Consider the following 13767-nt stretch of genomic DNA (forward strand, 5'->3'; position numbering starts at 1 on the left):
CAGACTTTGCGACACTGTGCACATGGTCGCCACGACGGTCCACCTGCTGCGGCACGGTGAGGTGCACAACCCCGAAGGTCTGCTCTACGGCCGACTGCCCGGCTACCGGCTGTCCGAGCGGGGGCTGAGGATGGCCGAGCTCGTCGCCGCCACGCTGGCCGGCGAGCAGGGCGCGCCCCGGCGCGACGTGGTCGTGGTCACGTCCTCCCCGCTGCAGCGCGCGCAGGAGACCGCCGCACCCATCGCCGCGGCGTTCGGTGTGCCCGTCGGCACGGACGACCGGCTGATCGAGGCCGACAACCACTTCCAGGGCATGACCTTCGGCGTCGGCGACGGCTCGCTGCGGCACCCGGCCCACTGGCCCTTCCTGCGCAACCCCTTCCGCCCGTCGTGGGGCGAGCCGTACGCCGAGCAGGTCGACCGGGTGCTCGCCGCGGTCGACGCCGCCCGCGCCGCCGCGCGCGGCCACGAGGCCGTGCTCGTCAGCCACCAGCTGCCGATCTGGGTGACGCGCCGGGCGCTCGAGAACCGCCGCCTGTGGCACGACCCCCGCCGCCGGCAGTGCGCGCTCGCCTCCCTCACGACGCTCCGGTTCGAGGACGACACGCTGGTCGGCGTCGGCTACGGCGAGCCCGCCGCGTCCCTGCTGCCCGGAGCGTCCCCCGTCGCAGGGGCCTGACGTGCGTCGCCGCCCCGCCCGCCGGCACCGCGCCGCCCTCGTCCCCGCGGCCCTGGCCACGACCCTCGCCCTCCTGCTCGCCGGGTGCGGCACCGACGACCCCGCGGGGGACGTGCCGGACGTCGTCGACCAGGGCTACCAGTCCGGCGACGGGTCCACCACCACGTGGGCACCGGACGACCGTGTCGGCCCCCTGACGATCACCGGCACCGACTACGAGGGCGGTGCGCACGACCTGGCGCAGTGGCGCGGCGACGTCGTGCTGCTCAACACCTGGTACGCCGCGTGCCCGCCGTGCCGGGCGGAGGCGCCCGACCTCGCGGCCGTCGCCACCGACTACGCCGACCAGGGCCTGCGGGTGCTGGGCATCAACAGCCGGGACGCCGCCGGCACCGCCCAGGCGTTCCAGCGGCAGCTCGCCGTGCCCTACCCGTCGCTCGACGACACCAGCGGTACCGCGATCGCCGCGCTGCAGGGGGTCGTCCCCGTCAACGCGGTCCCCACCACCGTGCTGCTGGACCGCGAGGGCCGCGTGGCCGCGCGCGTGCTCGGGCTCGTCGAGCCCTCGACGCTGCGCGCGCTGGTCGAGGACCTGCTGGCGGAGGACCCGTCGGCGCGGGACGCGGCCGGTGCCGGGAGCACGCCGGACGCCTCGGCCTCCGGGCCGGCGGCCACGGTCGTCCCGCCGCCGGGTGCACCCGCGGGGGGTGCGCGGTGAGCGGGGTGCTCACCGCCGGGCTCGGCGCGACCGTCGTCGACGGCTCCCTCCTGCTCGCCGTCCCCGTCGCGCTGCTCGCGGGCCTGGTGTCCTTCGCGTCCCCGTGCGTCCTGCCGCTGGTGCCCGGCTACCTCGGGCTGCTCGGCGGGCTCGTCGGTGGCGTGCGCCGAGCACCGGGCGCGCGGCTCGGGCTCGTGGACGCGACGGGCGTCGTCCGCCTGGGCGCGGCCACCGCCGCGCCCGTGACCGCCGCGCCCGCCACCGCCGCGGCCGACGTCCGCCCGACGGCCGTGCCGGCCGACGCCGGAGCCACTGCGCTGCCGGCCGCCGCGGACGGTGCCGCGGTGCCGCTGCCCACGCCGGCGGGTCGTCGGACGCTGCTGCTGGGCGCGACGCTCTTCGTCGCGGGCTTCACCCTCGTGTTCGTGGCCTTCGGCACCCTCGCCGGCACGCTCGGCGCCGCGCTGTGGCAGTGGCAGGACCCGGTGAGCCGCGTGCTCGGCGCGCTCACCGTCGTGCTGGGCCTCGCGTTCCTCGGGGCCGTGCCCTTCCTGCAGGCCGCGCGCCGGCCGCGGCTCGCGCCGCGCGCGGGCGTGTGGGGTGCGCCCCTGCTCGGTGTCGCGTTCGGGCTCGGGTGGACCCCGTGCATCGGGCCGACGCTCGCCGCGATCCTGACCCTGTCCCTCACCGGTGGGTCCGCGGGGCGCGGCGCGCTGCTCGCGGCCGTGTTCTGCGTGGGCCTGGGCCTGCCGTTCGTGCTCGTCGGCCTCGGGCTGCAGCGCTCGCAGCGCGCCGTGCGCTGGCTGCAGCGGCACCGGCTCGCCGTCCAGCGCACCGGTGGCGCCGTCCTCGTCGTGCTCGGCGTCGCGCTCCTCACCGGTGCGTGGGGCACGTGGGCGGCCTGGCTGCAGGGCGCCCTGACCGGTGGCGACCCGTTCGTGCCGGCGCTGTGAGCGGCCCCGTGACCCCCGACGCGGGTCCCGCCACGACCCCGGGCTACCGGCCCGAGGGCCTCGACGACGCCTTCACCGACGGTGGCGAGCAGCCGACCGCGCCGGCCCGGGCCGACGCGCTGCCCGCCCTCGGGCTGCGCGGCTGGCTGCGCTGGGCGTGGCGGCAGCTCACGAGCATGCGCGTCGCCCTGCTGCTGCTCGTGCTGCTGGCCGTCGCCGCCGTGCCGGGCACGATGTTCCCGCAGCGCCCGCAGGACCCCGGCGGGGTGGCGGCGTACCTCACCGACCACCCGGCAGCGGGGCCCTGGCTGGACCGTCTGGGGTTCTTCGACGTCTACGCGTCGGTCTGGTTCTCGGCGATCTACCTGCTGCTGTTCGTCTCCCTGATCGGCTGCATCCTGCCGCGCACCCGCGTGCACCTGACGGCCGTGCGCGGCCGCCCGCCGCGCACCCCGCGGCGGCTCGGGCGGTTCCCCGCGCAGGGCGGCGGGACGTCCCCCGACGCGCCGCGCGACGTCGTGGAGCGCGCCGCGGCCGTGCTGCGCCGCCGCCGGCTCGGTGTGCCCGGCTTCCGCGTCGACGTGCACGACGAGGGCGCCGGCGTCTGGTCGGCGTCCGCCGAGCGCGGGTACCTGCGCGAGACCGGCAACCTCGTGTTCCACCTCGCGCTCGTCGGGCTGCTCATCGCGATCGCGACCGGCCAGATGCTGCACTACCGCGGCCAGGCCATCGTCGTGCAGGGCACCGGGTTCGCCAACGTGCAGGCCGCGTACGACACGTTCGAGCGGGGCTCCGCGTTCGACCCCGCGGACCTCGTGCCGTTCACCATGCGGCTCGACGACTTCGAGGCGCGGTTCGACCCCGAGACCCTGCAGTCGCGCGACTTCACGGCGCACGTCACGGTCACGGAGCCCGGCGGCGAGCCGGAGGACCGCACCATCAAGGTCAACCACCCCACGGTCGCCGGCGGGGCGAAGGTGTACCTGCAGGGCAACGGCTACGCGCCGGCCGTCACGGTGCACGACGCGGCCGGGGAGGTCGCGTTCTCCGGACCCGTGCCGTTCCTGCCGCAGGACGACGTGTACACCTCGCGCGGCGTCGTCAAGGTCCCCGACGTGTCGGGCGACCAGCCGCAGGTCGGGCTGGTCGGGTTCCTGCTGCCGACCGCGCAGGAGCCCGTGCCCGGGCTGTGGCGCTCGGTCCACCCGCAGCCCGACGACCCGCTGCTGGTCCTGTCGGTGTGGTCGGGCAACCTGGGGCTGGACACCGGGGTGCCGCAGAACGTGTACCGCCTGGACGAGTCGCGCATGGAGCAGGCCGTCGACGCGGACGGTGACGTGGTCACCCTCTACGTGCGGCCCGGCGACACCGTCGAGCTCCCGGACGGGCTGGGCACCCTGACGTTCGACGACCTTCCCCGGTTCGTCGCGCTCGACCTGCGCCACGACCCGTCGCTGACGTGGGTGCTGACGTTCTCGCTGCTCGCGCTCGCGGGCCTCACGGCGTCGCTCTTCGCCCCGCGCCGACGGATCTGGGTGCGTGCCGCTCCCGCCACGGCCACGGACGAAGGTCCCGGTTCCGCGGCTACAGTGGTCACGGCTGCCGGCCTCGCCCGTGGTGACGACGTCGGTCTGCAGCCCGAGCTGGACCGCGTCCTCGCGGACGTGCTCGGCGCCCCCCGCCCGTCGCACACCCCGACCGGGCCCGACGTCCCGCAGGAGGACAGGTCATGACCGTCGCCGAGCTGAGCGACCTCTTCGTCTGGTCGGCTGCCACAGCGCTCACGCTCGCGCTGATCGCGTACTCCGTCGACCTCACCCGGCTCACCGAGGCCGCACGGGACGTCCGCGTCCCCGCGCTGGTGGGGGCCGGCGCACCCGCGACGCCCCCGGCGGGCACGGCCGTGGCCGGTGACGGCACGGCTGCGGGCACGGCGGGCGGCCGGGCCGCCGGCATCGCACGCTCGACGCTCACCCTCGGTGCGCTGCTGCTGCTCGTGGCCATCGTGCTGCGCGGCGTCGCGGCCGGCCGGTGGCCGACCGCCAACATGTACGAGTTCACGATCGTGGGCGTGTTCTGCGCGCTGGCCGCGCTCGTCGTGGTGCAGCGCCGGTACCCGATCGCGTTCGTCGGGGTGCTGGTGTCCGGCATCTCCGTGCTCGCGCTCGTGCTCGCGCTCAACACCCTGCACGTGCGCGCCGACGCCGTGCAGCCCGCCCTGCAGCACTACTGGCTGGTCCTGCACGTCGGCGTCGCCATCCTCGCCACCGGCATCTTCACGGTCGCCTTCGCGACCACCGCGCTGCAGGTGCTGCGCGACGCGCGGGCCACCGGACGCACCCGCCTGGAGCGCCCCTGGTCGCGGCTCGACGGTGTGCGTCGTGCGCTGCACGGCGCCCGCGTCACCGGCCCGGCGTTCGCGTGGCTCGAGCAGGTGCCGGACGCCCGGCGGCTCGAGGCCTCGTCGTTCCGTCAGCACGCGGTCGGCTTCGTGCTGTGGACCCTGACGCTCATCGGCGGGTCCATCTGGGCGGAGGAGGCGTGGGGCCGCTACTGGGGCTGGGACCCCAAGGAGGTCGGCACCTTCGTCGCGTGGGTCGTCTACGCCGCCTACCTGCACGCGCGGACCACGCGCGGCTGGTCCGGGCGCAAGGCCGCGTACCTCGTGTTCGTCGCGTACACGGTGGTGCTCGCCAACTTCACGGTCGTCAACCTGTTCATCGACGGCAAGCACTCGTACTCCGGGCTCTGAGCCCGACCGCCCGCCCCGTCCCGCCCGGCCTCGTGCCGCGGGGCGGGGCGTTCGCGTGCCAGGGGGTCGGCAGGGCGTCTGCCGGGTCGTGCCGTCCCGTCAGGTCGACGGCGGCGTCCTCACGGGCCCCCGTACCGACCTCGGGTCGTCCTGACCGTCAGGCGGACGGTGCGTCGTCGCTGGCCGCCGGCCCGGTGCCGTCGGCGGTGCCGTCGTCGGACCGCGGTGCGCCGCCGTCCCGTGCGCCGGGGGCGTCGTCCGTGCCCGTCGCGCCGGTGCCCGTCCCGCCCGCGTCCCGCTCCTGCTGGCGGCGGCGGCGCTCCTGGTCGAGCCGGAACAGGAACTCCGGGTCGTCGTCCGGGGCCACCGGGCCCGCGGGGCGTCGCGCGACGCCGCCCTGCGACGCGCCCCGCCCGGCCAGCAGCCACGCGACCGCGCCGAGCAGCGGCACCAGGACGACGACCAGCCACAGCGGCCGGGACAGCCCGCGCCGGCGGCGTTCGTCGCTGCCCAGCACGTCGAAGACGCAGTAGACGGACAGTGCGACGACGATCACGATCGGCAGGTACCTGAGCACCTGTCCACCCTATGCGCGCTGCGGGACGCCTACCCTGGGGGGGTGCCCGTCGTGACGTACTCCCTGCTGCGCATCGCCCTCTTCCTGGTCGCCACCGGCGTGCTGTGGGGGGTGGGGATGCGTTCCTGGCTCGCACCGGCGCTCGGTGCGGTGCTCGCGTTCGGGCTGTCGTACGTGTTCCTCACGCGGCAGCGTGACGCCGCAGCCCTGCACCTGGCCGCCCGCGCCGCGCGGCGACGGGCGTCCGGCGGGGCCGCGGCCCGGGACGCCCGGGACGAGGACACCGAGGCGTCGGCCGTGCGGCGCGGCACCGGCGCCGCGGAGCGCTGACCCGCGCCCCGCGGGTCACAGCGCGAGCCCGACCCCCAGGAGCACCCCGAAGCCCAGCTCGAGCAGCCCGGTGCCACCGAGCACCGGCACGAGGGCGATGCCGCGGGCGCCGGCCAGCACGGCCACCGCGAGCAGCACCGCGGGGCCGAGCAGCAGCAGCACCAGCAGGGACCACGGCGCCACGACCGCGCACACCGCGCCCAGCAGGACCGGCAGCACGACCATGCCCGCGTACACCCGGCGCGCGCGGTGGTCCCCGAGCCGCACCGCGAGCGTCCGCTTGCCCGCCAGGACGTCGGTGGGCACGTCGCGCAGGTTGTTCGCCATGAGCAGCGCGCACGCGAGCAGCCCCACCGCGACCGCTCCGACCACGGACGGCCACGTGACGGTCCCGGCCTGCGTGTACGTGGTGCCCAGGACGGCGACCAGCCCGAAGAACACGAACACCCCGACCTCGCCGAGGCCCAGGTAGCCGTACGGCCGGCGCCCGCCGGTGTACGTCCAGGCGGCGACGACGCACAGCACGCCGACGGCCAGCAGCCACCACGCACCGGACAGGGCGACGAGCCAGAGCCCGAGCAGCCCCGCGACGCCGAAGGCCGCGAACGCCGCGGTGCGCACCTGCCGGGGCGCCGCGGTGCCCGACGCCGTCAGGCGCATCGGCCCCACCCGGTCCACGTCGGTGCCGCGGACTCCGTCGGAGTAGTCGTTGGCGAAGTTGACGGCCACCTGCAGCGCCAGCGCGACCCCCGCGGCGAGCAGCGCCCGCCCGGTGTGCGCGGCGTCGACCTGGGCAGCGGCACCGGTGCCGACGAGCACGGGGGCGACGGCGGCGGGCAGCGTGCGGGGGCGTGCACCGGCGAGCCAGTCGGAGGCGGTGGCCATCGTGCTCCTGTTCGTGGGACGGGTGCGGGGCGGGTGACGCGGCGGCAGGACCGGTCGCGCGTGCGGGCGTCGGTCGGTGCGGATCAGGTGGTGCGGTGCTCGGACATGCGCCGGGCCGCGAGGCGGGCGACGGCCCGCCGGTCGGGCTTGCCGGGGCCGCGCAGGGGCAGCTCGTCGACCACCAGGACCTGGCGCGGCGCGCTCGCCGGGCCCAGCGCCGACGCGACGGCCGTGCGCAGCGCCGTCAGGGGCGGGACGGCGCCGTCGTGGGTGACGACGACCGCCACGACCGACTCGCCCCAGTGCTGGTCGGGCACGCCGACCACGCAGACCTCCCGGACCCCGGGCAGACCGGCGACGACCTCCTCGACGGCCAGGGGGTCGACCTTGACGCCGCCCGTGACCAGCACGTCGTCGAGCCGGCCGAGGACGTGCAGCACGCCGTCGTCCAGCCGTCCCCGGTCGGCCGTGCGCAGCCAGCGCCGGTCGCGCGTGGTGACGAAGGTCGTCGCGTCCAGGTCCGGGCGGTGCAGGTACCCCGTGGCCAGCACCGGCCCGGCCAGCGACACCCGCTGCTCGGCGTCGACCGCCACGGACACGCCGTCGAGCGGGCGCCCGTCGTACACGCAGCCCCCGCAGGTCTCCGTCATGCCGTAGGTCGTGACCACGCGCAGCCCGGCGGCGCGCGCGCGGGCGAGCAGCGGGGGAGGGCACGCGGCGCCGCCCACGAGGATCGCGTCGAAGGCCAGCGCGGCGGCGGTGGCCTCCGGGTGGTCGAGGACCCGGACGAGCTGCGTGGGGACCAGCGACGTGTAGTGCGGTCCCGGCCCGTCGGTGGCCGCACGCGCCGCGCGTGTGAAGACGGGGGCACGGAACGGCCCGTCGGGCAGCGTGGCGAGGCCGCGGCCGGCCAGCACGGAGCGCAGCACCACCTGCAGGCCGGCGACGTGGTGCACGGGCAGCGCCAGGAGCCAGCTGCCCGGGCCGCCGAGTCGTGCCGCGGTGGCGTCGGCGGAGGCCCGCAGGGCCGCGGCCGACAGCATCACGTCGCGCGGCCGACCGGTCGAGCCCGAGGTGCGCACGACCACCGCCACGTCCGCGGGCACGTGCGCGCCGGCGCGGGGGGTCGGTCCGGCGTCGTCGAGCGCCCGCACCGCGGGGCCCGTGCCCTCGATCGCCGCGGTCAGTGCAGGGACGACGTCCCGCGCCTGCGCGGGCACGTCGCGCAGCGGCCGGTCCACCTGCACAGCGTAGGTGGTCGGGCGGCCGACCGTGCGCCGCGCCGTCACCGGGCTCCGGGACCACCGCCTCACCGGCCCACCGAGGTGCGCGTCGTAGAGTGTCCCGCGGTCCGACCGCGGCGGTCGGGCCGGGGCGCGACCGGCACCCGGTGCGCACGGGCGCACGCCGGGTCGTGCCGGTGGGGAACAGGAGACGGACGCATGGCATCGACGGTGGGACGCACGCGCACGACGCGCAGGTGGCGGGCACGGTCCGGCGCACTGGTCGCGATCGGCGCCCTCGCTCTCGCTGCCTGCGGGTCGCCGGCCGCCGAGCCCGCGCCCACGGTGACGGAGCGCGCCGAGGTCGTCGCCGACAAGCAGGCCGTCCCCGCACCGGACGTCCCGCCGACGTGGCCGCTGACGGGTGTCGCCGGCGTCCCCGACCCGCGGCCCGCCATCGCGGTGAAGGTGGAGAACACCTCCGCCGCGCGCCCGCAGGCGGGGCTCGAGCAGGCCGACGTGGTCTGGGAGACGATCGTCGAGTTCGAGGTGTCGCGGTTCGTCGCAGTGTTCCACTCGCAGGCCCCCGAGGAGGTCGGGCCGATCCGCTCCGTGCGGCCGATGGACCCCCTGATCGTGGCGCCCCTGCACGGGCTGTTCGCGTTCTCGGGCGGGCAGGGCGGCATCCTCGACCTGGTGAACGCGTCCGGCGTGCAGGTCGTGTCCCACGACGCCGGTGCGCCGGGCCTGTACCGGGTGAGCGCCCGGCGCGCGCCCCACAACGTCTACGGGTCGCTCAGCACGTGGTGGGGGACCGCCGAGGCCGGCCGCACGGCGCCGCCCGAGCAGTTCGCGTTCGCCCGCACGGCCGAGCAGGCCGCCGCCGCGACGGCCGGCACGCCGGCCGGCACGCTCGACCTGCGCCTCTCCGGGCAGTCGCACCCGGTGTGGACGTGGGACGCCGCGACCGGCACCTGGCTGCGTTCCGAGGGCGCCGAGCCGGCGGTCGCGGCCGGCGGCGCCCGGCTCTCCGCGGTCAACGTCGTCATGATCACCGCGGCCCACCCCGACACCGGGTTCGGTGCGCAGGGTGGTGCACCGGTCCCGACGTACGAGCTGGTCGGCTCCGGGGACGCGGTCGTGGCGACCGGCGGCCGGACCGTGCCCGTGCGCTGGCAGAAGGACGCGCAGGACCAGCCGCTGCGGCTGCTGATGCCCGACGGGTCGGACGCGACGCTCGCGCCCGGCAACACGTGGGTCGAGCTGGTGCCGGCCGGCAGCGGGTCGCTCACCGTCTCCTGACGCGACCCGGCCGCCTGCGCCGGGCGCCGGCGCGGGCCCCGCACCACGCGGCCGGCGGGGAGCCGTGCACCCCGGGGTGGACCCCGCGGGAGCCCGCCTCGTCCCTGCGGGGGACCGGCGGCACCCGCGGGGACGAGAGGACCGCGCCGTTGCGCGGTCCTGCAGGCCGACGCGGTGGCGGCCGGTGCCCGGCCAGGCTTGTCGCATGGCCACCGAGACCTCGCTCCCCGTCACCGTCCGTCCGGCGCGTGCGCCCCGTCCCGCCGTGGAGGACCGCTCCCTGCGGTCGGCCGTCGCGGTCGTCGCCTCGGGCCTCGTGCTCGTCGCCCTGCTCGTGGGTGGTGGCGCGATGGTCGCCACGCTCGTCGACCTCGCCTCGTGGGTCGGCGGCGCCTGACGCGTCACCGCGCCCGGCGCACCCTCACCGCACGAGAGTCAGTACGCGTACGGGAAGCCTGACCAGTCCGGCTCCCGACGCTGCAGGAACGCGTCGCGGCCCTCGACCGCCTCGTCGGTCATGTAGGCCAGACGCGTGGCCTCGCCCGCGAACACCTGCTGCCCGGCCAGGCCGTCGTCCGCCAGGTTGAACGCGAACTTCAGCATCCGCACCGCCTGCGGCGACTTGGTCGCCACGATCCGCGCGTACTCCAGCCCGGCGTCCTCCAGGTCCGCGTGGTCGACCACGTCGTTGACCGCACCCCACGCGTACGCGTCGTCCGCCGAGTACTCGCGGGCCAGGAAGAAGATCTCCCGGGCGCGCTTCTGCCCCACCTGCCGCGCGAGCAGCGCGGAGCCGTACCCGCCGTCGAACGACCCGACGTTCGCGTCGGTCTGCATGAACCGCGCGTGCTCCCGGCTCGCGATCGTCAGGTCGGCCACCACGTGCAGGGAGTGCCCCCCGCCGGCCGCCCAGCCGTTCACCAGCGCGACGACGACCTTCGGCATCGTCCGGATCAGCCGCTGCACCTCGAGGACGTGCAGGCGTCCCGCGCGCGCCGGGTCGACAGCGGCGGCCGTGTCACCGTCCGCGTACCGGTAGCCGTCCCGGCCGCGGATGCGCTGGTCGCCGCCGGAGCAGAACGCCCACCCGCCGTCCTTGGGCGAGGGGCCGTTGCCCGTGAGCAGCACGGTGCCCACGTCGGACGTGGTCCGGGCGTGGTCGAGCACCGCGTACAGCTCGTCGACCGTGTGGGGCCGGAACGCGTTGCGCACCTCGGGCCGGTGGAAGGCGATGCGTACCACCGGGAGGTCCCGCTCGGCGGCGCCCGCGGCGACCTGCTCGCGGGTCGGGCGGGCGCGCCCCCGGTGGTACGTCACGTCCGTGAGGTGCTCGAACCCCTCGACGTCGCGCCAGCGGGTCGGGTCGAACGTCTCGGAGACGCGCACGGGCAGGGGGGCAGGGGTGCCGCTGTCGTTCACCGGCCCACCCTAACGAGCGCCGTAGCCTGGAGCCGTGAGCGCGCAGCCGGAGGCCGTGGTGTGGGACGTGCCGTTGCGCACCCGGTTCCGCGGGCTGACGCGCCGCGACGGCGTCCTGGTGCGGGGTGACGCCGGCTGGGGGGAGTTCAGCCCGTTCCGCGACTACGACGACGTGGCCGCGACCCGCTGGTGGCGGGCGGCGCGCGAGGCCGCGGACGAGGGCTGGCCGGCGCCGGTGCGGACGCACGTCCCGGTGAACGTCACGGTCCCCGCCGTCGACCCCGGGCTCGCGCACCGCATCGTCAGCGGCTCGGGTGGCTGCCGCACCGCGAAGGTCAAGGTGGCCGAGCCGGGGCAGCCGGCCGGTGCCGACGAGGCCCGGCTCGAGGCGGTGCGTGACGCGCTGGGTCCCGACGGTGCCGTGCGCGTCGACGCCAACGCGGCGTGGGACGTCGACACGGCCGTGGTGCGCCTCGCCGCGCTCGACCGGGCGGCCGGCGGGCTGGAGTACGCCGAGCAGCCCGTGCCGGGCGTCGAGGACCTCGCCGCCCTGCGCCGTCGCACGCACGTGCCGCTCGCGGCCGACGAGGCCGTGCGTCGCTCGGACGACCCCCTCGCGGTCGCGCGGCTGCAGGCCGCCGACGTCGTCGTGCTCAAGGTGCAGCCGCTCGGGGGCGTGCGCGCGTGCCTGGAGCTGGCGGAGCGGCTGGCCCTGCCCGTGGTCGTGTCGTCCGCGCTCGAGTCCTCGGTCGGGCTGGCCGCCGGTCTGGCGCTCGCTGCCGCCCTGCCCGACCTGCCGCACGCCTGCGGGCTCGCCACCGCCGCCCTGCTGGCCGAGGACCTGGTCGAGGACCCGCTGCTGCCCCGCGACGGGATGATCGAGGTCCGTCGGCCCGAGCCGGCACCGCGGCTGCTGGCGGCGGCCGCCGCGCCACCGGCGGTCGTCGCGCACTGGCAGGCGCGTCTCGCCGCCGTGACGGGTCGGGCATGATGACCGGCGTGACCCCCGACGACCCGTCCGCACCGCGCCGCCGGCGCCGGGCCCCGGCCGCCGCGACGCCGGGCGACCCGGCCGTGCCGGCCCCCGCGGTCGCCGCCGCACGGGTGCTGGTGCAGGCGCTGGCGGCGCTGGGCGTGCGCGACGTCGTCCTCGCGCCGGGGTCCCGCAGCGCGCCGCTGGCCTACGCGCTGGCCGACGCCGCGCGTCCCGACGACGAGCGGCCCGCGGGTGCGCCCGCGCTGCGGCTGCACGTGCGGATCGACGAGCGGGACGCGGGCTTCCTCGCCCTGGGGCTGAGCAAGGCGTCGGCCCACGTCGGCGACCGCGGCCCCGTGCCGGCGCGGCCGGTGGCGGTCGTGACGACCTCCGGCACCGCGGTCGCCAACCTGCACCCCGCGGTGCTCGAGGCCCACCACGCGGGGCTGCCCCTGGTCGTCCTCACCGCCGACCGCCCGCACGAGCTGCGCGGCACGGGCGCCAACCAGACGACCGAGCAGGTGGGGATCTTCGGCGCGGCGGTGCGGTTGGCCGTCGACGTGCCCGCCCCCGTGGGACGCCCCGGCGAGGACCGCGACCTGCGGCGCACGGTGTCCCGCGCGGTGGCCGCCGCGACCGGTGCGCGGACCCAGGACCCCGGGCCGGTGCACCTGGACCTGGCCTTCCGCGACCCGCTCGTGCCCGGCGACGAGCCGTGGCCCGCGCCGTCCGACGCGGGCCTGACCCACGTGGCCGCACGGGCGCTGCCCGCCGAGCCCGCCGGGCTGCTCACCGGGACGGTGCCCGTCGTGGTCGACGTCCTCGACCAGCCGGCCGACGCCGGACGCCCGTCGCGGCGTGCGCGCGGACCGGTGCCGACCGTCGTCGTCGCCGGTGACGGAGCCGGCCCTGCGGCGACCCGCCTCGCGGAGGCCAACGGCTGGCCGCTGCTGGCCGAGCCGTCCTCGGGCGCGCGGCAGGGCCCCACCGCGATCGGTGCGTACCGCCTGCTGCTCGCCGACGAGCGCCTCGGCGGGCGCACGGGGCGTGTCGTGGTGCTCGGCCGCCCTACGCTGACGCGGCCCGTCCAGGCGCTGCTGGCGCGCCCCGACGTGGACGTCCTCGTGGTCGCGCCCCGCGGCGCGGACTGGCCCGACGCGGCCCGCAACGCCTCCCAGGTGCTGCTCGACGTGCCCGCGCGCATGCGCCAGGGCCGGGTCGGGGCCCCGGCCGGGTGGCTCGACGCCTGGCGCACGGCCGACGCGGCGGCGCAGGACGTGCTCGCCGGTGCGCTCGACGCCCCGGAGGACGGCCGTCGCTCCCGCAGCGGCCCGCGCGTCAGCGGCTGGGCGCTCGCGCGGGCGGTCGCGCGCGCCAGCGCGCCGGACGACGTCCTCGTCGTCGGGTCCTCCAGCCCCGTGCGGGACCTCGACCTCGTCGCACGCTGGGACCTCGCGCCGCTGGTGCTCGCGAACCGGGGGCTGGCAGGCATCGACGGCACGGTCGCGACCGCCACCGGTGTCGCGCTCGCCCTGCCGCGGCGCCGGGTGCGGGCGTACCTGGGCGACCTGACCTTCCTGCACGACGTGGGCGGCCTGCTGCGCGGGCCCGCCGAGCCGGCGGTCGACCTGCAGATCGTCGTCGCGAACGACGACGGCGGCTCGGTGTTCACGACCCTGGAGCACGGTGCGCCCGAGCGTGCCGACGTCTTCGAGCGCGTGTTCGCCACCCCGCACGGCGTGGACGTCGCCGCGCTGTGCGCCGCCTACGGCGTGCGGCACACCCGCGTGGTCGACACCGACGGCCTGCTGCCGGCGCTCGCGTCGCCCGGCACCGGGACGAGCGTCGTCGAGGTCCGCGTCGACCGCACGCAGCGTCGCAACCTGGCCGAGCGCCTCGCCGCCGAGGTCGCGGCGGCGGTGGACAAGGCCCTGTCACCGGGCGCCTGAGCCG

Annotated in this window: 14 protein-coding genes; 10 read left to right on the forward strand and 4 right to left on the reverse strand. The window is 77.4% G+C overall.

Features of this window, described 5'->3' with window-relative positions; translation table 11 throughout:
* The first annotated feature begins 22 nt into the window (after window positions 1-22).
* The 5 genes from BMZ16_RS04650 to ccsB are packed head-to-tail and all read left to right on the forward strand — an operon-like array spanning window position 23 to window position 5102.
* Window positions 23-679, forward strand: coding sequence for a histidine phosphatase family protein (locus tag BMZ16_RS04650; protein ID WP_089798741.1), 657 nt, complete (start codon window positions 23-25; stop codon window positions 677-679).
* 1 nt (window position 680) lies between these two features.
* Window positions 681-1397, forward strand: a complete 717-nt coding sequence (locus BMZ16_RS04655) for a TlpA family protein disulfide reductase (protein ID WP_089798360.1) — start codon at window positions 681-683, stop codon at window positions 1395-1397.
* Window positions 1394-2350: a cytochrome c biogenesis CcdA family protein gene (locus BMZ16_RS04660; RefSeq protein ID WP_089798361.1), complete on the forward strand. Its 957-nt coding sequence runs from the start codon at window positions 1394-1396 to the stop codon at window positions 2348-2350. The genes BMZ16_RS04655 and BMZ16_RS04660 overlap by 4 nt, the downstream gene beginning before the upstream one ends.
* Window positions 2351-2358: 8 nt before the next feature.
* A complete protein-coding gene (locus tag BMZ16_RS04665; RefSeq protein WP_089798742.1) occupies window positions 2359-4083 on the forward strand; it encodes a cytochrome c biogenesis protein ResB in 1725 nt (574 codons plus the stop codon).
* Entirely contained in the window at window positions 4080-5102 is a 1023-nt protein-coding gene (gene ccsB / locus BMZ16_RS04670) for a c-type cytochrome biogenesis protein CcsB (RefSeq protein ID WP_089798362.1), read from the forward strand. The genes BMZ16_RS04665 and ccsB overlap by 4 nt, the downstream gene beginning before the upstream one ends.
* Before the next feature lie 157 nt (window positions 5103-5259).
* On the opposite strand, the gene BMZ16_RS04675 is transcribed toward ccsB, so the two are convergent.
* Window positions 5260-5679, reverse strand: coding sequence for a PLDc N-terminal domain-containing protein (locus tag BMZ16_RS04675; RefSeq protein ID WP_089798363.1), 420 nt, complete (start codon window positions 5677-5679; stop codon window positions 5260-5262).
* Window positions 5680-5721: 42 nt separating this feature from the next.
* Here BMZ16_RS04675 and BMZ16_RS04680 point away from each other — a divergent pair, with 42 nt between their 5' ends.
* Window positions 5722-6009, forward strand: coding sequence for a DUF4229 domain-containing protein (locus tag BMZ16_RS04680; protein WP_089798364.1), 288 nt, complete (start codon window positions 5722-5724; stop codon window positions 6007-6009).
* Window positions 6010-6024: 15 nt separating this feature from the next.
* On the opposite strand, the gene BMZ16_RS04685 is transcribed toward BMZ16_RS04680, so the two are convergent.
* Window positions 6025-6894 (reverse strand): 1,4-dihydroxy-2-naphthoate polyprenyltransferase, encoded by an 870-nt coding sequence (locus BMZ16_RS04685; RefSeq protein WP_089798365.1) that lies wholly within the window; start codon window positions 6892-6894, stop codon window positions 6025-6027.
* An 83-nt stretch (window positions 6895-6977) separates the two neighbouring features.
* Window positions 6978-8135 carry an o-succinylbenzoate--CoA ligase gene (gene menE, locus BMZ16_RS04690; protein WP_089798743.1) on the reverse strand — a complete coding sequence of 386 codons (1158 nt, stop codon included), beginning with the start codon at window positions 8133-8135 and terminating at the stop codon, window positions 6978-6980.
* Window positions 8136-8336: 201 nt separating this feature from the next.
* Here menE and BMZ16_RS04695 point away from each other — a divergent pair, with 201 nt between their 5' ends.
* Both BMZ16_RS04695 and BMZ16_RS04700 read left to right on the forward strand, forming a co-directional pair.
* Window positions 8337-9419, forward strand: a complete 1083-nt coding sequence (locus BMZ16_RS04695) for a DUF3048 domain-containing protein (RefSeq protein WP_089798366.1) — start codon at window positions 8337-8339, stop codon at window positions 9417-9419.
* Between the two features lie 205 nt (window positions 9420-9624).
* Window positions 9625-9816: a hypothetical protein gene (locus BMZ16_RS04700; RefSeq protein ID WP_089798367.1), complete on the forward strand. Its 192-nt coding sequence runs from the start codon at window positions 9625-9627 to the stop codon at window positions 9814-9816.
* 38 nt (window positions 9817-9854) lie between these two features.
* On the opposite strand, the gene BMZ16_RS04705 is transcribed toward BMZ16_RS04700, so the two are convergent.
* Window positions 9855-10838 carry a 1,4-dihydroxy-2-naphthoyl-CoA synthase gene (locus BMZ16_RS04705; protein ID WP_089798368.1) on the reverse strand — a complete coding sequence of 328 codons (984 nt, stop codon included), beginning with the start codon at window positions 10836-10838 and terminating at the stop codon, window positions 9855-9857.
* A gap of 34 nt (window positions 10839-10872) precedes the next feature.
* Here BMZ16_RS04705 and BMZ16_RS04710 point away from each other — a divergent pair, with 34 nt between their 5' ends.
* Window positions 10873-11829, forward strand: coding sequence for an o-succinylbenzoate synthase (locus BMZ16_RS04710; RefSeq protein ID WP_089798369.1), 957 nt, complete (start codon window positions 10873-10875; stop codon window positions 11827-11829).
* Complete coding sequence (menD, locus tag BMZ16_RS04715) at window positions 11826-13763, forward strand: 2-succinyl-5-enolpyruvyl-6-hydroxy-3-cyclohexene-1-carboxylic-acid synthase (RefSeq protein WP_089798370.1); 1938 nt, start codon at window positions 11826-11828, stop codon at window positions 13761-13763. The genes BMZ16_RS04710 and menD overlap by 4 nt, the downstream gene beginning before the upstream one ends.
* Window positions 13764-13767 lie beyond the last annotated feature (4 nt).

Origin of the sequence: Cellulomonas sp. KH9, from assembly GCF_900114185.1 — a bacterium.
Classification (GTDB): domain Bacteria; phylum Actinomycetota; class Actinomycetes; order Actinomycetales; family Cellulomonadaceae; genus Cellulomonas.

Excerpts from the sequence above, each read along its gene's own strand:
- menD (WP_089798370.1), top strand. The coding sequence starts at position 11,826 with ATGATGACCGGCGTGACCCCCGACGACCCGTCCGCACCGCGCCGCCGG.
- BMZ16_RS04685 (WP_089798365.1), bottom strand. The coding sequence starts at position 6,894 with ATGGCCACCGCCTCCGACTGGCTCGCCGGTGCACGCCCCCGCACGCTG.
- BMZ16_RS04700 (WP_089798367.1), top strand. The coding sequence starts at position 9,625 with ATGGCCACCGAGACCTCGCTCCCCGTCACCGTCCGTCCGGCGCGTGCG.
- ccsB (WP_089798362.1), top strand. The coding sequence starts at position 4,080 with ATGACCGTCGCCGAGCTGAGCGACCTCTTCGTCTGGTCGGCTGCCACA.
- BMZ16_RS04695 (WP_089798366.1), top strand. The coding sequence starts at position 8,337 with ATGGCATCGACGGTGGGACGCACGCGCACGACGCGCAGGTGGCGGGCA.
- BMZ16_RS04650 (WP_089798741.1), top strand. The coding sequence starts at position 23 with ATGGTCGCCACGACGGTCCACCTGCTGCGGCACGGTGAGGTGCACAAC.